This window comes from Pseudomonas sp. MUP55, from assembly GCF_034043515.1.
Classification (GTDB): domain Bacteria; phylum Pseudomonadota; class Gammaproteobacteria; order Pseudomonadales; family Pseudomonadaceae; genus Aquipseudomonas.
Window position 1 is genome coordinate 37,108 of the sequence record NZ_CP138214.1, and the last position, 17,964, is coordinate 55,071.

The window sequence follows — 17,964 nt, forward strand, 5'->3', positions numbered from 1 at the left end:
GGCCTCACCGCGGGTCGAGGTCGAGTGTCGGCGCTTGGCCAGCTTCGGCGAGACTGGACATCTCATCAATGGACAGCACCTTGTCCACCTCAAGCACGATGACGAATTTGCCCTCGACCTTGGCCATGCCGCTGATGAAATCCGCGCGGATCCGCGCTCCGAAGCTGGGCGGCGGCTCGATCTGTGCGGCAGGGATCTCCTGCACGGCGGACACGGTGTCGACCAGCAGCCCGATATCCTGCGGCTGACCATCTTCGCTGCTGGCTTCGATGATAATGACGCACGAGCGTCGCGTGATCTCGGAGTTCGGCCGGCCGAAACGCGCCGACAGGTCCACCACCGGCACCACCGCGCCGCGCAGGTTGATCACGCCGCGCACGAAGGCGGGCATCATCGGCACCACGGTCAGGCTGCCGTATTCGATAATCTCCTTGATCCCCAGAATGCCGATGGCGAACATTTCGCCACCGAGCATGAAGGTCAGGTACTGCGCGTCCTCGTCGACCGCGATGGCGGTCTGGCGGGTAGTCATCACTGCGCCCATCTCTCTACTCCCTGTGAGCCCGGATCAGTTCTGGCGATCAGAAACGGGTGAATTCCGATTCGTCCGGGGCACCTGCCGTGCTGTAGGCGAAAGCCTTGCGAGGGGCTTGTTGTACAGGACGTGGTGGCTGGCGGGTTGGCTTGCTGCCGGCGCCGTCCGCTGGGCTGCTTTGAATCGCGGCTTTGGTTGTTGAATCGAGTACGAAGAAGCTCATGGCCTGTTGCAGTTGCTCGGCCTGGCCGCTCATCTCTTCGGCGGTGGCGGCCAATTCTTCACTGCTCGATGCGTTCTGCTGAGTCACCTGATTGAGCTGAGTCATCGCGGTGTTGATCTGCGCGACGCCCGCGGCCTGTTCTTCGGACGCTGCACTGATTTCCTGCACCAGATCGGATGTCTTGTTGATTGAGGGCACCATTTCGTCGAGCAACTTGCCGGCTTTCTCGGCCATGTCCACGCTGCTGGAAGACAATTCACCGATTTCCTGGGCAGCCACCTGACTGCGTTCGGCCAGCTTGCGCACTTCGGCGGCGACCACGGCAAACCCCTTGCCGTGCTCACCCGCCCTGGCCGCCTCAATGGCCGCATTGAGCGCAAGCAGATTGGTCTGATAGGCGATGTCATCGATGATACTGATGCGCTGGGCGATTTTCTTCATCGCCACCACCGTTTGCTGGACCGATTCGCCACCCTCGGTGGCTTCCTTGGCGGCCTTGCTGGCCATGCCATCGGTGACCTTGGCGTTTTCGGTGTTCTGGTTGATGCTCGCGCTCATCTGCTCTACCGACGCGCTGGTTTCCTCGACGCTGGCGGCCTGTTCACTGGTCGCTTGACTCATCGATTGCGCGGTGGCGCTGACTTGCTCGGAGGCGCTGGCGAGGTTGTCTGCCGCATTGCGCACTTCGCCGATGATAGTTGCCAGCTTGCCGACCATGTTGCGCATGGCATTGAGCACCATGCCGGTTTCGTCCTTCGCGCCCTGCTCGATGCGAGCACTGAGATTGCCTTCGGCCAGTTGCTCGGCTGCCAGAGCTGCTTGTTTCAAGGGGCGGGAGATGATCCGCGCGATGAACAGCGCCAGGCCCAGACCGATCAACAAGGAGGCGACCAGCGCCACAATGATCGACAACCGTGAGCTTTCGAACAGCGCCGAGCCCTTGTCACCCGCAACTGTAGCGCCACCCTCATTGAGCTCGATCATTTTTTGCAGGCGGTCGGTCACTTCATCGAAATGCACCTTGGACTCACCTCTGAGCAACCCACGGGCTTCGCTTTCGCGGTTCTCACGGGAAAATTCGAGTAGTTGCTTGCTGGTTGCCAGGTAGGAGGACCAAGCCGTTTTGACGCTGGCCAGGAGCTGACGATCTTCCTCGTTCGAAAGCAATTGCTCGTAGGTCCCCATACGTGTTTCGAACTGCTGGCGAGCTTCGGCGGCTTCACGTTCGGCCAGCGCTTTGTCCGCGGCCACTTCAGAGGCGAGGTGGCGGTTTTCTTTCAAGCGGTAGTTCGCTGCGTAGAAACGCATGCCTGCCGCGGCACGCATCGATGGCATCCAGTTGCCCCTGATGTCTTGAGCCGCCTGATTGACCGCTCCGAGCTGAAGTACGGCGAAACCGCCCATCGCCCCACTGAGGGCCAGGACCACCAGGAATGAGCTGACCAACTTGGTGGAAATTTTAAGATCGTAAAACCATTTCATCGGGGAACCTCCATGGAACTGCAGATACTTCAGCGAACGACGACCAGTGGCGATTGAGCGGACTGAGCCGTGCGGGCTTCCATTTGTACGAGTTGGTTGAGCAAAGCCGGCACATCCAGGATCAGGGCTACCGCCCCGCTGCCCAATATGGTCGAGCCGCTGATGCCGCGCAGTGCGCCAAACAGCTTGCCCAAGGGTTTGATTACGGTCTGAAACTCACCGAGCAGGTCATCCACCACCAAGCCCGCCTTGTGCTCCGCGTAGCGAACCACTACGACGTTCTGACGGCGGGCCGCGGGACCCTCGTGGCTGAAATGGTCACGCAGGTCCACCAGCGGCAACACTTCACCGCGCAGGTCCAGGTAACCCTGTTCGCGGCTGGATTGGCGCTGAGGCTCATCCAGTTCGATGCATTCCTGCACCATGTCCAGCGGAATCACGTAAGTGGCGTGGTCGATCCCCACCAGGAAGCCATTGATGATCGCCAGTGTCAGCGGCAAGCGAATACGTACCACGGTGCCCTGCCCGGGACGGCTGTCCAGGTCGACCGTCCCGCGCAACAAGGTAATGTTGCGCTTGACCACGTCCATGCCCACGCCACGCCCGGAAAGGCTGGTAACGGCTTCGGCGGTGGAGAAGCCCGCTTCGAAGATCAGGTTGTAGATTTCCTGGTCGGTGAGCACCGCGCCGCTGGGGACGAGCCCGCGCTCTTGAGCCTTTTCAAGGATACGTTCGCGGTTCAGGCCAGCCCCATCGTCGGCGATCTCAATCACGATGCTGCCCGAGTCGTGATACGCGTTAAGGCTCAGGTGGCCCTTGGCCGATTTGCCGGCGGCACGGCGGGCGTCGGCGCTTTCGATTCCGTGGTCCATGGCGTTGCGCAGCAGGTGCATCAGCGGATCGCCGATCTTCTCGACGACGGTCTTGTCCAGCTCGGTCTCGGCGCCGCTGATGAGCAGGTCGATGTCCTTGCCCAATTCCTGGCTGACGTCGCGCACCACGCGGCGAAACCGGTTGAACGTGTCGCCAATCGGGATCATGCGCAGGTGCAGCGCACCATCAAGGATCTCTTCCACCAGCCCGGATACTGTCGAGGTGGCTTCCTGCAAGGGATCGTTTTGACAGGAACGGGCCAGTAGACTCGCGCCGGCGCTGGCGATCACCAGCTCACCCACCAGGTTGATCAACTCGTCGAGCTTGTCGGCGTTGACCCGCACATAACTGCCATCTCGTGTTTTTGGTTCGGTGGCCACCGGCAAGCGTTGCGGTGATGCGCTCAGAGTGCCCTGCTCCGGCTGCGCGGGCATTTCGGTGCGCACAGCCATAGGGCTGTCACGCATTTCGTCGATGGCACTGATGTGCACTTCGCAGTCATCGCGCACAAAGTCGAACACTTCGTTGAGGGCGGCGTGGCTGGCGGTTGAGCGCAGCTCAATTTCAAAGCCCAGATAACAGCTTTCCGGGTCCCAGCTGTCCATCGCCGGAATGCGGTCGGTCAGCGTAACTACCTGCGTGATCTGCCCCAAGGTTTCGAGATAGCGCAGGAACGATAGCGGGTCCATGCCATTGCGAAATACATCCGCGCCAAAGCGCAGGGACAGATGCCATAGCGTTTCGGTAGCCGCGTCTGTGTCGGCTGCGGTCGTTTCGATGATTTCGCTCGGCGTGTCAGGTGTTTGATAGGCACTCAGCGTCGCACGCAGTGTGGCTTCCCGCTCCAGCGCGGATGGGTCGAGTACCTCGCCCCGGTTGGCGACGACCTCGATCAGCTCGAGCATATGGTCACCGCACTTGAGCAGTACGGCGATCAGCCCCGCGTCCACAGCCACTTCGCCATCGCGAATACGGTCAAGTACATCCTCGACGATGTGCGTAAAGCTCACAATGGGCGACAGACCGAACAGGCCGGCGGAGCCTTTGATGGTATGTGCGGCGCGAAAAATCGCGCCGATGGCATCCTGGTCGCCGGGCTCGTTTTCCAGTTGCAGCAAGGATTGCTCCATGGCTTGCAACAGCTCACGCGCCTCCACGATGAATGTCTGCAGTGCCTGATCGAGATTGATCACTTGGACTTTCCTTGTCGACAATGAACGCTGGCGGCGCTGGCTAAGAGGCGGCGCTGCCACATAGTTGAAACGTTTGCATGACCGCTTGGCTCTTGCCGACCACGCTCAATGCGGTGCCGTTGATGCCTGCTTCACGCTGCAGCACTGCGAGCAGCTGCAGGCCGGCGCCGTCCATTTCCGTGACCTCTGACAGGTCCAGCTCAAGACGCGACGCCGCGCCCACTTGCGGCAACAGGGCGGCCGCCAGCTCGGCGACGGTGTAGATCGTCAGTTCGCCTTCAATGCCCACCCGGGCCGTGTCGTCGGCGGTTTCGCAGGTAATCGCCATAGAAGCCTCCTGGATGCCGAATATCAGGGCAGGATCAATTTAGAGACCGCCGACAGCATCTGCGCCGGCTGGAATGGCTTGACCACCCATGCCTTGGCGCCCGCTGCCTGGCCTTCAGCTTTCTTGGATTCCTGCGACTCGGTGGTCAGCATGATGATGGGCGTGAATTTATAGTTGGCCATTTTCTTGACCTCTTTCACGAACGTGATGCCGTCCATATTGGGCATGTTCACGTCGCTGATGATCAGGTGCACCTTCTGCCCGTTGAGCTTGCTCAGTGCATCCTTGCCGTCGCTCGCCTCGATCACGTCGTAACCGGCGCTCTTCAAGGCAATGCCCACCACTTGGCGCACGCTGCTGGAGTCGTCGACCACTAATACATTCTTCGCCATTTTGTGCTCCCTAAAAGAAGGTTATGTCCTGTGAGTCCTTTTGCGCGGCCGCTGTGCCATGGTGCGTGCGCCGCTGTTCGTCCGTGGCGTAGGTCGACTCCATGCTCGCCAGCCACTGACGGGCGTCTACGGTCACTGGCTGATCCGGCGATTGGTTGGCCTGGAGCAGGTGATCGTGCAGGGCGTTCATGTTGTCGCGCACGTGGCTTAGAATTTGGCTGACGCGGTCCTGGAATTGCAGATTCACCAGTACATCGGTCATCTCGTCACGAATGCCGTAGCTTTCCTGCTTGAGCAGATCTGCCGACTCGGCCAGACGCCCGGTGATGTTCTGAAAACGGGCGAGTACGTTCTGGATGCTCTGCTCGGACGCGCCGACGGAATGGCTGTCCTGATCCGCGCTGCTCGATGCAGCCTGTACCAATTGGGTGATCGCATTGTTGATAATGTCGACCTTGGCTGACATCTGCTGGCCGGTCTCGCTCGACTTGCTCGACAAGCTGCGTACGGCATCGGCGACCACGGCGAAGCCACGCCCTGCTTCGCCGGCGCGGGCGGCTTCGATGGCAGCATTGAGCGCCAGCAGGTTTGTTTGCGCGGCGATAGCGGCGACGTCGGCGGCCATGGTCCGCAGCTCGCCGGTGTAGGCGGTAAGGCTGCGCACTTGGGTCAGCGTCTGGTCGCGGCTGGTTTGAGTGGCCTTGAGCGAGTTGATCACTTGGCTCAGCTCGCTGTCGCTGCTCGCCAGCACCTTGAGTGCACCGTCGGCGGCTTGCCCGTCCAATTCGCCAGCAGCCTGTTGCGAGGCCTGCACAGTTTCCTGCAACCGCGCCGCGATCCCGGTGAAGCGGTTGGCCAGGCTCACGATCGCTTCTTCAGTCTGCTGGCGCGAGCTCTCAACCTGTTTGGCCCAAATCGGCATGGCGCCCAGCAATACTTCGTCCAGCTTCGCCCGCGAGGCCGTGCCGAGGTTCGCTGCGTGCGAGTCCGCCTGGTTCATCAAGGTGTCTGATACAGCGCGCATCACGGCATCCCGGTGCGAACGCGTGCTCCAGACGCATGCGCCGAGGCCGATCAGCAAGAGTGCCGCGCAGGCGGCCAGGTCAGCTTGGGACGTTGATTGCAGCAATACCCAGATGACGGCGGGTACCACAGGGATGAGAGCGAACCAACGAAAGCGCGGTTGAGCGGGATGGTGAATACGACTGGATGGGCGCGAGGTCATGAGTTCGATCCTTGAACATTGTTGCGGATATAAACAACATAGGAGTTATCTGCCTTGTGCGCCGCATCTTTAGGCCTGTACGGGCGCCTTCCGTCTGGTTTGTGACAGGCATATTTACGGGCAGATTGGATCAAGTGAGAAGAGGCAGGACTCGCGTGGTCGATGCTTCAGCCACTCGACTTCTGAAACGTCGTTCATGAGTATGGGCAAGTCGCTTTTGGCTGATTACGGCCCTATTTTGAGCTCAACCCTTCGGGACACCGACCATAAAAAAGGCCGACGCAAAGCGTGGCCTTTTTTTACTCGATGCTTGATGAGTTTTTAAATGCTCCACGTGGAACACTGTCGGTTCAACCCGTGGCGGTCGACGCGACGCTTTCCAGTCGATATCCGTACCCGTAGATCGTCAGCAGCTGCCAACCCCTGTCGGCTGTCAGCCCCAGTTTGTTGCGCAGTCGGTAGATATGCGTGTCCAACGGCCGCGATGACAGCATCTCTTCATGCGTCCAAAACCGTTCATATAGGTATTCGCGAGAAAGCGGCCGGGCCAAGTTAGCGAATAGACAGCTGGCCAGCCTGTACTCCCGCTCGGTCAGGTTGATGGGTTTGCCTGCGCGGGTGACGGTCAGCTCCGCGTCATCGAAGGTCAGGTCGTTAAAGCTCTGTAGTTCGCTGGTAGAAGATTTTTGCAGGCCATGACGCCGCAGAACCGCGCTGACACGCGCTTTGAGTTCGTTAGGACGAAAGGGTTTGCTGACGTAGTCATCCGCCCCACTGTTGAGTGCCATGACGATATCGCTCTCGGCATCGCGGCTGGTGAGCATGATCACGGCAGGCGGTGATTCCATGTGCTCACGGGTCCAGCGCAACAACGCAATTCCGGTGATATCCGGAAGTTGCCAGTCGAGGATCAACAGGTCGAAAGTTTCACGGCGCAGTTGGCGCAGCAGGTCTTCTCCGCGCTCGAAGCAATGCAGGGACCAGGGCTGATCCGGGGTGCTGGGGATTTGTCGCAGTGTCTGTTCCACCCGCCTCAATTCAGCGGGCTCGTCATCCAGTATTGCGACACGCATGAGTGGGTCCTTCCTGAAAAAAACGGCAGCTTAATCAGAGGCACACCGTGCAAGCACTAATAACAGCCTCTGAATCTGAATAATTATGCTGGGATACAACGAGGTTCGAATCTCTCGGTACGCTGATGTCAAAGGCCAGTAACCTGTCGATACTGCTCGGTCCCCTAGGGTAAAGATACCGGCTCCCGCCTATGAGGAAAAGGATCAAGGTACGGTATTGTGGACCGCTTGGACCTGCAGTAAGACCCAAATAAGCTTCACGGGTTGCAACACCTCTGATGCGTTTCATCGTGGCCACCTGGAGGGAGACCGGGGCTTATGACACTTTCATCTGACGATCATTGCGGCTATTTCAGGCCTGTGGCGGTGGCGCTGTGAAACTATGGGGCGAGGCTGAAAAGCGCCAGCCCACCCGCGCGCAGCTGCTGTTTCACGGGCTGGTACGGGAATGGCTGTTGATCGGCCTGGTTTTGTTGCCCTTCACTGCGTACTTGTCCTTGAGCCCAGGCCTGGCCCTGAATAACCCGCTCTACGACAGCCTGCGTCAGTTGGCACCGTTACCCGTAGATCCACGCATCGTGCTGGTGACTATTGACGCGCCAAGCCTGGAAGAACTCGGCCCATGGCCTTGGCCGCGCAGTGTGCATGCAGACTTGATCGAACGCCTGAGCGCCGCCCAGCCTGCTGGCATTTTGTTCGATGTGCTCTTCAGTGAGCCCGGCGACGGCGTAGGTGATCAACGCTTGGCCGATGCGGTGTGCAAGGCAGGCAATGTAGTGCTGCCCATCGTGACTGATAGCAGAGAACGGTTCAGGCAGACTGGGGAGCCATTGTCGCCCTTGCTCAGGTGCGCCAGGGGCATTGGGCATATCAACGTCGAATCGGATGACGATGGTGTCGTGCGCAGCCTCTATCTGCGTGAAGGCCCACCGGGAAGCACACTGCCGCAATTGGCCTGGCTGGCGTTCACGTTGAACGGGCAAACGTCGGGAATGCCGGGAATGCCTCAAGAGCCCCGAAGTCAGCAATGGCATCAGGAGCATGAAATTCGCGTCCCGTTCACCTCTGCGGATGAACGCTTCCCCAGCGTGTCCTACGCCAGCGTACTGCGTGGCGAGGTGTCTCCCGAATGGCTGCGCGGTCGCCTGATTCTGGTCGGCGCCACGGCCTACGGAATGGGCGAAAGTTTCGTTACGCCGCTCTCCTCTACCGGCTCGACGGCGGGTGTGGAGATCCAGGCCAATGTGCTTAATGGCCTGCTGCAGGGGCGCAGCATTGTCGACCTGCCGGGTTGGCTGGCGGCGCTGATGGCGACGTCCCTGGTGGCAGTGCTGCTGGGCCTGCTGCTGTATCGCCCGCGTTATGCGTTATGGATGACGCTTGGCGGCATGGCTGCATCGTTACTGATTTCATGGGTGCTGCTGAACCTTGGGCACTGGTGGTCACCGGCGGCGTGTCTGATTGGGCTATTGCTCAGCTATCTGATATGGAACTGGCGGCGCTTGAGTGTGATCCTCGCCTACTTCGGCTGGGAACTGGCTCGGCTGGATAACGAACCCAAAGTCTTGCCAGAGCGCCGCCGTGCACCGGCAAGCAAAGGTGATGTGCTCCAAGGGCGCATCTTCGCCCTGGAGCAAGCAGTCAGCCGCACGCGCGATACCCGGCGCTTTATGGCCGATGGCTTGGAATGCCTGCCGGTAGCGACGCTGATCACAGATCCACAGGGCAGCATCCTGTTGGCCAATCGCGTTGCACGTGACGTTTTCGGTAATGACCTGGTCAGTGAAAACCTCATCGAACAACTCGCCGACCTGGGTTATCCGCCGCTCAATGACGGCGTTCGCCCCGCCCTTTCGGAGATGGAATTAGTCGAGTTCCGTGACATACACCAGCGCAGCCTGCGGATGGAGCTGGCGCCCTTGCTGCCGGCGGAAGGTGATTTCGCGCTCGGTTGGCTGCTGAGCCTCACCGATTTGAGCAAGGAACGTGAAGCCCAGCAGCATCGCGAGACCATGCTGCGGTTCCTGTCTCATGACTTGCGTGCGCCGCACTCGGCAATCCTTGCACTGTTGGATGTGCATGGCAGCGAATCACCGGTCTTTGCTCAGATCGAGCAACAGGTCCGCCGTGCCTTGGGCCTCACCGAGTCCTTCGTGCAACTGGCCAAAGCCGAGGCTGACGGCTACCAATTCCAGCCCACCTTGTTCGCCATGCTCGTGATGGATGCTTTCGATCAAGTGGCGGTCATCGCCCAGCTCAAGGGCATCCATCTGGTTCACGACCTGGATGAGGCAGACGAAGGCATGGTCTACGCCGATCAATCGTTGCTCACCCGTGCGCTGTTCAACGTGCTGGAAAACGCGATCAAATATTCTCCGTCCCACACAACCGTCACGTTAAGCCACGGCAGTGCACAGGGTTGGTTGGAGTGCCGCATCAGCGACCAGGGGCCGGGGATTGCGCCCGCCGATTTGCCGGAGCTGTTCAACCAATATCGGCGCTTCGATTCGGCCCAAGGCAGTGACGGACTAGGGTTGGGCCTGACGATGGTGAAGGCCGTTGTGGAACGCCACGGCGGGCATATCACGTGTGAAAGCCAGCTGGCTGTGGGCTCGACATTCATCCTGCAGCTGCCACAACTGGAAGACTGACAAGCGAGCTTTTCGCTGTGCATAAAAAACCGGTCACAAGGACCGGTTTTTTAACGAAAGAAAAACTTATGCACGTTTTTCCTGATTTTATCAGCTTCAGAAATATGTAGGTAAATCAGCAATTTATAAGCGTAAAGTGCTGATTCGCCAACAAACCGCACACAGGTTATCCACAGATGATCAAACCGCTGGTGTTTCGACCACTACAGGCTCTGGCGGCAAGGAACCCATGGCCCGTTGCTGCGCTTCATTCCATGCAGCGGCGCGGTCATTCAATGCGGCAATGGCACGTGGGCCTTCGCCTTCTGCATACATCGGCTCGCCGATCACCACGGTAATGGTGCCTGCACGTTTGGCCCAGCCGGTCTTGGGCCAGAACTTGCCGGCGTTATGGGCAATCGGCAACACCGGCAGGTTGGCGTTGACCGCCAATGCAGTACCACCGCGCGAGAACTTGCCTACGGTGCCGAAAGGTACGCGGGTACCTTCCGGGAAGATCAGCACCCAAACGCCATCCTTGAGCAGCTCGTCGCCCTTCTTTGCCACATGCTTGAGCGCCGCCTTGGGGTTGTCACGGTCGATCGCAATCGGACGCAGCATAGCCATCGCCCAGCCAAAGAACGGCACGTACAGCAGCTCACGCTTGAGCACCTGGCTCAGGGGCGAGAAGTACGCCGAAAGAAAGAACGTTTCCCAGGTGCTCTGGTGGTTCGACAGAATCACACAGGGCTGGTCCGGGACGTTTTCGGCGCCCTTGATCTCGAAACGGATGTTCAGGAATACCTTGGACAGCCACAACGCGCAGCGGCACCAATACACATTGATGAAGCGATAGCGCGCCTTGAACGGCAGGAAAGGTGCAATAAAAAAGCTCAGGGTGCACCAGAGAAACGAACTGGTGCCCAGCAGCAGGTAAAAGAAAAAGGTTCTGATGGCCTGCAAGATCGACATGGCGGCATTTACCGTTGCGGGACACGGCCCGCCTGTTAAAAGCGCACTCCCGAACAATCCTTGGTCAGGAAGTCGAGGGCGGCTAGTTGTTGATAAGTTCTGCGGCAACCGCCGCCAGATCGTCAAAAATCAAAGTGCCTACCGGCAGGTTTTTCGCCTGGGTCTTTTCGCCTTTCCCGGTCTTTACCAAAACTGGCTGAGAGTCGACGGCCTTGGCCGCCTCCAGGTCACCGAGACTGTCCCCGACGAACCATATCCCAGCCAAGGGCACCTTGTAATGTTCTGCAATAGTTTTCAACATGCCGGGCTTGGGTTTGCGGCAATCGCAGCCCTCATCCGGCCCGTGGGGGCAGTAAACCACCAGCCCCACCTCGCCGCCCTGCTCCGCCACCAGCGTGCGCAAGCGCGCGTGCATGGCGTCCAGGGTAGCGATGTCGTAATAACCGCGGGCGATGCCGGACTGGTTAGTGGCAATTGCCACGGTCCAGCCGGCTTTGCTCAACTGCGCGATGGCCTCGATCGATCCGGGCAATGGAATCCATTCCGCCACCGACTTGATGTAAGCGTCGGAGTCGTAATTGATCACCCCGTCCCGATCGAGAATCAGCAGTTTCAACATGATCAGCCCAGTACGGAAATGTCAGCGATATTGATGAACAACCCACGCAGACGCGCCAGCATGGCGTAGCGGTTTTTCCGCACGCCGGCATCCTCGGCATTGATCATTACCGCTTCGAAGAACGCATCCACCGGCTCACGCAGCGACGCCAGGCGCGCCAACGCTTGCGCGTAGTCACGCTCGGCGATCAGCGGCTTAACGGCGTTTTCGGCCTTGGCGATGGCCGAGTTCAGCGAGAACTCCTTGGCGTCGGCAAACAGGCCTGGATCGACTTCGACAGTGCCGAGGTTGTCGGCCTTGCTCAGCAGGTTCGATACGCGCTTGTTCACGGCGGCCAATGCATCGGCTTCCGGCAGTTTGCGGAAGGCCTGTACGGCTTGTACGCGTTGGTCGAAATCCAGCGCCGAACCCGGTTGCAGCGCACGAACCGACAGGTAGACGGAAACGTCCACGCCTTCGTCTTCGTAACGCGCACGCAGGCGGTCGAACACGAACTCCAGCACTTGCTCGGGCAGGCCGGCTTGCTTGACCTTGCTGCCGAACTGGCCGACCGCGAACACCACGGCCTGGGTCAGGTCGAGGTCCAGCTTCTTGTCGATCAGGATGCGCAGCACGCCCAAGGCCGCACGGCGCAGGGCATACGGGTCTTTGCTGCCGGTGGGCAGCATGCCGATACCGAAGATACCTACCAGCGTGTCCAGCTTGTCGGCGATGGCGACGGCCGCACCGGTCAGGGTGCCTGGCAGTTCGGCACCGGCGCCACGTGGCATGTACTGCTCGTTCAGCGCCAGGGCCACATCGTTCGGCTCGCCGTCGTTGAGGGCGTAGTAGTAACCGGCCACGCCTTGCATCTCAGGGAACTCGCCAACCATCTCGGTGGCCAGGTCGCACTTGGACAGCAGGCCCGCACGGGCAGCCCAGGCAGCGTCGCCGCCAATGCGTGGCGCAATGTAGGCCGCCAGCTTGGAAACGCGCACGGCCTTGTCGTAGACGCTGCCGAGTTTTTCCTGGAACACCACGTTTTGCAGGCGCAGGTTGAAGTCTTCGAGCTTCTGCTTCTTGTCTTGCTTGAAGAAGAACTCGGCGTCGGTCAGGCGCGGACGCACGACTTTCTCGTTACCCGCGATGATCTGCTGCGGGTCCTTGCTTTCGATGTTGGCCACGGTGATAAAGCGCGGCAGCAGCTTGCCGTCCACGTCCAGCAGGCAGAAGTACTTCTGGTTGTCCTGCATGGTGGTGATCAGCGCTTCCTGCGGCACATCCAGGAAGCGCTCTTCGAACGAGCACACCAGCGGCACAGGCCATTCAACCAGGGCAGTCACTTCGTCAAGCAGGCTTGGCGGCACGATGGCGGTGCCTTCCTGCAGGCGGGCCAGCTCTTCGGTGCGCTTGCTGATCAGCTCGCGACGCTCATTGGCATCGGCCAGAACATAGGCGGCGCGCAGGTCATTGAGGTAGTTGGCCGGCGAGGTGATGCGCACGCTCTCTGGATGGTGGAAGCGGTGACCACGGGAATCGCGGCCGGCCTTTTGAGCGAGGATGGTGCAATCGATGACTTGGTCACCGAGCAGCATCACCAGCCATTGGGTCGGACGTACGAACTCTTCCTTGCGTGCACCCCAGCGCATGCGCTTGGGGATCGGCAGGTCGTTCAGGGAATCTTCGACGATGGTCGGCAGCAGGCTGGCCGTTGGCTTGCCGGGAATGACCTGGCTGAAACGCAGTTTCGGGCCGCTCTGGTCAATTTCGCTCAGCTCGACGCCGCACTTCTTGGCGAAGCCCAGTGCCGCTTGAGTGGGATTGCCTTCGGCGTCGAACGCGGCCTGACGCGGCGGGCCGTCGAGGTTGATGTTGCGGTCCGGCTGCTGGGTTTCCAGCGCGGTGAGCAATACCGCCAGGCGGCGCGGCGCGGCGTAGACCTTCTTCGCGGCGAACTTCAGGCCGGCGCTCTGCAGGCCTTTTTCGATACCGGCCAGGAAGGCATCGGCCAGGGTGTTCAGTGCCTTGGGTGGCAGCTCTTCGGTGCCCAGTTCAACCAGGAAATCTTGAGCACTCATTGTGCAGCCTCCAGCTTAGCCAACACTTCATCACGCAAATCCGGGGTTGCCATCGGGAAGCCCAGCTTGGCGCGAGCCAGCAGGTAGGCTTGGGCGACGGAACGCGCCAAGGTGCGTACACGCAGGATGTATTGCTGGCGCGCGGTCACCGAGATAGCACGGCGCGCATCCAGCAGGTTGAAGGTATGGGAGGCCTTCAACACCATTTCATAGCTCGGCAACGGCAGCGGCTGGTCGAGTTCGATCAGGCGCTTGGCTTCGCTTTCATAGAAGTCGAACAGTTCGAACAGCTTGTCGACGTTGGCGTGTTCGAAGTTGTAGGTCGACTGCTCCACTTCGTTCTGGTGGAACACGTCGCCGTAGGTGACTTTGCCGAACGGGCCGTCAGCCCACACCAGGTCGTAGACCGAGTCCACGCCCTGCAGGTACATGGCCAGGCGCTCCAGGCCGTAGGTGATTTCGCCGGTCACCGGGTAGCATTCGATGCCGCCCGCTTGCTGGAAGTAAGTGAACTGCGTCACTTCCATGCCATTGAGCCAGACTTCCCAGCCCAGGCCCCAGGCGCCAAGGGTCGGCGATTCCCAGTTGTCTTCGACGAAACGGATGTCGTGGACCAGCGGGTCCAGGCCGACATGTTTCAACGAGCCCAGGTACAGTTCCTGGAAGTTGTCCGGGTTGGGCTTCAATACCACCTGGAACTGGTAGTAGTGCTGCAGACGGTTCGGGTTCTCGCCGTAGCGGCCGTCAGTCGGGCGACGACTGGGCTGCACATAAGCGGCGTTCCAGGTCTCCGGGCCGATGGCCCGCAGGAATGTAGCGGTGTGGAAAGTGCCGGCGCCTACTTCCATATCGTAGGGCTGAAGTACCACACAACCTTGCTCGGCCCAGTATTGCTGGAGGGCGAGGATCAAGTCTTGGAAGGTACGCACGGCTGGCGTAGGCTGGCTCACGAAATTCACCTGTTACTTGGGCTGCGATTTAAAGAGCGGGAGTATACCCGATTCGGCCCCGCCACCACTCCCTGGAGCCTTATGCCACGCTGCTTTTGGTGTTCTGAAGATCCGCTGTACATGGCTTATCACGATCAGGAGTGGGGAACGCCGCTGCGCGATGCGCAGGGTTTGTTCGAGTTGCTTTTGCTCGAAGGGTTCCAGGCGGGCTTGTCCTGGATCACCGTTTTACGCAAACGCGAGTATTATCGAAAGGTCCTGTTCGGCTTTGATGCGCAGCGCCTGGCGAAGCTGACCGACGCTGAAATCGAAGCGCTGATGCAGGACCCAGGCATTGTGCGAAACCGCCTGAAGCTCAACGCCACACGCCGCAATGCCGCAGCCTGGCTGGCGCTGGAGGACCCTGTGGCTCTGCTCTGGTCGTTTGTCGGCGGCGTGCCCAAGGTCAATCACTTCAAGGATCGCAGCGAAGTGCCGGCGATTACCCCCGAGGCGCAGGCCATGAGCAAGGCCTTGAAAAAGGCCGGCTTCACCTTTGTCGGGCCGACCATCTGCTACGCGTTCATGCAGGCTTCGGGCATGGTCATGGACCACACTCAGGACTGCGACCGTTACGCGGACTTGGTCAACGCCGGTTAGAATGCGCGCTTTGCGCACCACACACGATCAGGAGTGACCTGTGGAAAAGTTTAAAGGCGCCTTGCTGGTAGGCGCTCTTCGGTTGTTTGCCCTGCTGCCCTGGCGCGCCGTACAAGCCGTCGGCACGGCCATCGGCTGGATCATGTGGAAAACCCCCAACCGCTCCCGTGACACGGTACGGATCAACCTTTCCAAATGCTTCCCGGACATGGACCCGACCGAGCGCGAGCGCCTGGTGGGACGCAGTCTGATGGACATCGGCAAGTCATTGACCGAAAGCGCCTGCGCGTGGATCTGGCCGGCCCAGCGCTCCATCGACCTGGTGCGTGAAGTCGAGGGCCTGGAAGTGCTGCACGAGGCCTTGGCGTCGGGCAAAGGCGTGGTGGGCATCACCAGCCATCTGGGCAACTGGGAAGTGCTGAACCACTTCTATTGCAGCCAGTGCAAACCGATCATTTTCTACCGCCCGCCCAAGCTCAAGGCGGTCGATGAATTGCTGCGCAAGCAACGCGTGCAACTGGGTAACCGCGTGGCGGCTTCCACCAAGGAAGGCATTCTCAGCGTGATCAAGGAAGTGCGCAAAGGCGGCCAGGTGGGCATCCCTGCCGACCCGGAGCCGGCTGAGTCCGCCGGGATTTTCGTGCCGTTCTTCGCCACGCAGGCACTGACCAGCAAGTTCGTGCCGAACATGCTTGCGGGCCACAAGGCAGTGGGCGTTTTCCTGCACGCCCTGCGATTGCCGGATGGCTCGGGCTACAAAGTGATCCTGGAAGCGGCCCCCGAAGACATGTACAGCACCGATACCGCCACGTCCTGCGCGGCGATGAGCAAGGTGGTGGAGCGCTATGTCGGCGCCTACCCGAGCCAGTACATGTGGAGCATGAAGCGCTTCAAGAAGCGCCCGCCGGGTGAAGAGCGCTGGTACTGATTCACACCTGACTCAAGACCACCACAAAACCAATGTGGGAGGGGGCTTGCCCCCGATGGCGGTAGCTCAGTCAACCATGCATTGACTGATCCACCGCTATCGGGAGCAAGCCCCCTCCCACATTTAAGTCCCGCATTAAGCCTGGCGATCGAGTTTCTTCAAGAACACCGTCATCTCTTTTTCGGCCTGTTTGTCGCCATGAGCCCGGGCCGCTTCAATGCCCTTTTCCCACGCCTGGCGCGCTGCTGCGGCATCTCCCAGCCCTTGCTGCGCCTTACCCAACAACTTCCAAGCCGCCGAATACTTCGGATCGAACTCGACACACTTGCGCAAATGCTCCGCCGCCCTGGCGTGGTCGTTCAGGTCCAGATAACCCTTGCCCAACCCGAAGCGCAGCAGCGAGTTGTCCACACCCTTGGCCAGCATTTTTTCCAGGGACTCCAGCATCGCGTCGCTCCTTGATCAGAAAAAGCTCAACCCCACGTGGAACAGCTTCTCCACATCGCGGATATGTTTCTTGTCCACCAGGAACAGGATCACATGGTCACCGGTGGCGATCACCGTGTCGTCGTGGGCAATGATCACTTCCTCATCGCGAATGATCGCGCCAATGGTGGTACCAGGTGGCAAGCCGATATCGCGGATGGCCTTGCCGATCACCTTGCTCGACTTCGAGTCGCCATGGGCGATCGCCTCGATGGCCTCCGCCGCGCCACGGCGCAGGGAGTGCACACTGACGATATCGCCACGGCGTACGTGTGCCAGCAACGTACCGATGGTCGCCAGTTGCGGGCTGATGGCGATGTCGATATCGCCGCCCTGGATCAAATCGACGTAGGCCGGGTTGTTGATGATGGTCATCACCTTCTTCGCCCCCAGCCGCTTGGCCAGCAGCGAGGACATGATGTTGGCCTCGTCATCGTTGGTCAGCGCCAGGAAGATGTCCGCGTCGGCGATGTTTTCTTCCATCAGCAGGTCGCGGTCCGAGGCGCTGCCCTGCAGCACCACGGTGCTGTCGAGCGTGTCTGAAAGATGCCGGCAGCGTGTGGGGCTCATCTCGATGATCTTCACCTGGTAGCGGCTTTCGATCGCCTCCGCCAGACGCTCGCCAATCTGCCCGCCGCCGGCGATGACGATGCGCTTATACGTCTCGTCGAGCCGGCGCATTTCGCTCATCACGGCACGAATATTCGCCTTGGCCGCGATGAAAAACACTTCGTCATCGGCTTCGATCACGGTGTCGCCCTGGGGCAGGATCGGCCGGTCACGCCGGAAAATCGCCGCGACGCGGGTTTCCACATTCGGCATGTGTTCGCGCAGTTGGCGCAATTGCTGGCCCACCAGCGGCCCGCCGTAGTAGGCCTTTACCGCGACCAGTTGCGCCTTGCCTTCGGCAAAGTCGATTACCTGCAAGGCACCCGGGATTTCGATCAGGCGCTTGATGTAGTGAGTGACCACCTGTTCCGGGCTGATCAGCACGTCCACCGGAATCGCGTCATTGTCGAACAGGCCGGCGCGGGTCAGGTAGGCCGCTTCGCGGACGCGGGCGATCTTGGTCGGAGTGTGGAACAGCGTGTGGGCGACCTGGCAGGCGACCATATTGGTCTCGTCGCTGTTGGTGACCGCGACGAGCATGTCGGCATCGTCGGCGCCGGCTTGACGCAGCACGGTCGGGAACGACGCACGACCTTGCACCGTGCGGATGTCCAGGCGGTCGCCCAGGTTGCGCAGGCGCTCGCTGTCGGTGTCGACCACGGTGATGTCGTTGGCTTCACTGGCCAAATGCTCGGCCAGCGTGCCACCGACCTGCCCTGCCCCGAGGATGATGATTTTCATCCGGTCACT

Annotated in this window: 16 protein-coding genes; 3 read left to right on the forward strand and 13 right to left on the reverse strand. The window is 60.2% G+C overall.

Annotated elements, in window-relative coordinates:
* Positions 1–4 precede the first annotated feature (4 nt).
* The 7 genes from SC318_RS00145 to SC318_RS00175 form a co-directional block, all read right to left on the reverse strand.
* Entirely contained in the window at positions 5–544 is a 540-nt protein-coding gene (locus SC318_RS00145) for a chemotaxis protein CheW (RefSeq protein WP_320429155.1), read from the reverse strand.
* Between the two features lie 37 nt (positions 545–581).
* Entirely contained in the window at positions 582–2,240 is a 1,659-nt protein-coding gene (locus tag SC318_RS00150) for a methyl-accepting chemotaxis protein (protein WP_320429156.1), read from the reverse strand.
* A 29-nt stretch (positions 2,241–2,269) separates the two neighbouring features.
* On the reverse strand, positions 2,270–4,306 hold the full coding sequence (locus SC318_RS00155; protein WP_320429157.1) for a chemotaxis protein CheA: 2,037 nt from the start codon (positions 4,304–4,306) through the stop codon (positions 2,270–2,272).
* Between the two features lie 40 nt (positions 4,307–4,346).
* On the reverse strand, positions 4,347–4,634 hold the full coding sequence (locus SC318_RS00160) for an STAS domain-containing protein (protein ID WP_320429158.1): 288 nt from the start codon (positions 4,632–4,634) through the stop codon (positions 4,347–4,349).
* 23 nt (positions 4,635–4,657) lie between these two features.
* On the reverse strand, positions 4,658–5,026 hold the full coding sequence (locus SC318_RS00165) for a response regulator (RefSeq protein ID WP_320429159.1): 369 nt from the start codon (positions 5,024–5,026) through the stop codon (positions 4,658–4,660).
* 10 nt (positions 5,027–5,036) lie between these two features.
* Entirely contained in the window at positions 5,037–6,251 is a 1,215-nt protein-coding gene (locus SC318_RS00170) for a methyl-accepting chemotaxis protein (protein ID WP_320429160.1), read from the reverse strand.
* A 350-nt stretch (positions 6,252–6,601) separates the two neighbouring features.
* A complete protein-coding gene (locus tag SC318_RS00175; RefSeq protein WP_320429161.1) occupies positions 6,602–7,324 on the reverse strand; it encodes a response regulator transcription factor in 723 nt (240 codons plus the stop codon).
* Between the two features lie 374 nt (positions 7,325–7,698).
* Here SC318_RS00175 and SC318_RS00180 point away from each other — a divergent pair, with 374 nt between their 5' ends.
* Entirely contained in the window at positions 7,699–9,975 is a 2,277-nt protein-coding gene (locus tag SC318_RS00180) for a CHASE2 domain-containing protein (RefSeq protein ID WP_320429162.1), read from the forward strand.
* 180 nt (positions 9,976–10,155) lie between these two features.
* Here SC318_RS00180 and SC318_RS00185 read toward each other — a convergent pair whose 3' ends face one another.
* The 4 genes from SC318_RS00185 to glyQ form a co-directional block, all read right to left on the reverse strand.
* Positions 10,156–10,926, reverse strand: coding sequence for a lysophospholipid acyltransferase family protein (locus SC318_RS00185; RefSeq protein WP_320429163.1), 771 nt, complete (start codon positions 10,924–10,926; stop codon positions 10,156–10,158).
* A gap of 82 nt (positions 10,927–11,008) precedes the next feature.
* A complete protein-coding gene (gene gmhB, locus SC318_RS00190; protein WP_178116801.1) occupies positions 11,009–11,548 on the reverse strand; it encodes a D-glycero-beta-D-manno-heptose 1,7-bisphosphate 7-phosphatase in 540 nt (179 codons plus the stop codon).
* Positions 11,548–13,602, reverse strand: a complete 2,055-nt coding sequence (gene glyS / locus SC318_RS00195; RefSeq protein WP_320429164.1) for a glycine--tRNA ligase subunit beta — start codon at positions 13,600–13,602, stop codon at positions 11,548–11,550. Before glyS ends, gmhB begins: the two co-directional genes overlap by 1 nt.
* Positions 13,599–14,552, reverse strand: a complete 954-nt coding sequence (glyQ, locus tag SC318_RS00200; protein ID WP_003187265.1) for a glycine--tRNA ligase subunit alpha — start codon at positions 14,550–14,552, stop codon at positions 13,599–13,601. The genes glyS and glyQ overlap by 4 nt, the downstream gene beginning before the upstream one ends.
* A gap of 81 nt (positions 14,553–14,633) precedes the next feature.
* On the opposite strand from glyQ, the gene SC318_RS00205 reads away from it, so the two are divergent.
* Together SC318_RS00205 and SC318_RS00210 are read left to right on the forward strand one after the other, a co-directional pair.
* Positions 14,634–15,191, forward strand: a complete 558-nt coding sequence (locus tag SC318_RS00205) for a DNA-3-methyladenine glycosylase I (RefSeq protein ID WP_320429166.1) — start codon at positions 14,634–14,636, stop codon at positions 15,189–15,191.
* Positions 15,192–15,231: 40 nt separating this feature from the next.
* Positions 15,232–16,119, forward strand: coding sequence for a lysophospholipid acyltransferase (locus tag SC318_RS00210; RefSeq protein WP_320429167.1), 888 nt, complete (start codon positions 15,232–15,234; stop codon positions 16,117–16,119).
* A gap of 135 nt (positions 16,120–16,254) precedes the next feature.
* Here SC318_RS00210 and SC318_RS00215 read toward each other — a convergent pair whose 3' ends face one another.
* Positions 16,255–16,566: a tetratricopeptide repeat protein gene (locus SC318_RS00215; protein WP_320429168.1), complete on the reverse strand. Its 312-nt coding sequence runs from the start codon at positions 16,564–16,566 to the stop codon at positions 16,255–16,257.
* Positions 16,567–16,581: 15 nt separating this feature from the next.
* Entirely contained in the window at positions 16,582–17,955 is a 1,374-nt protein-coding gene (gene trkA / locus SC318_RS00220; protein WP_320429169.1) for a Trk system potassium transporter TrkA, read from the reverse strand.
* Positions 17,956–17,964: the final 9 nt, after the last annotated feature.